The following is a 251-nucleotide window of genomic DNA, read 5'->3' on the forward strand; positions in this document are numbered from 1 at the left end:
TGCGATAACGACGAGAAATTCGAGATGAACAAGCTGCAGCGCCTCTGCCGTAAAGAGCAGGACGATGATGATCTGAACAATCATGCCGACCGTCTGAGAAAGCGTCAGCTTCGGGGTGCCCGCCTGTTCAAAGCCCATTTTACCGAGAAGAGAGTCAAAACCGGCCCGGTGCAGGAGCCCGGATATAATGCTGTTGACCCATTTTCCGACCCAGATGCCGGCGATGATCAGCACAATACCGATGATGATAT

The 251-nt window shown here is 52.6% G+C and carries 1 protein-coding gene; it reads right to left on the minus strand.

Going from position 1 to position 251, the window contains the following annotated elements; all coding sequences use genetic code 11:
* On the minus strand, nucleotides 1-251 hold a 251-nt coding region (locus tag SB660_RS22455; protein WP_410584688.1), incomplete at both ends, for a mechanosensitive ion channel family protein.

The organism is Bacillus sp. SIMBA_005 (genome assembly GCF_046535585.1).
Classification (GTDB): domain Bacteria; phylum Bacillota; class Bacilli; order Bacillales; family Bacillaceae; genus Bacillus; species Bacillus pumilus.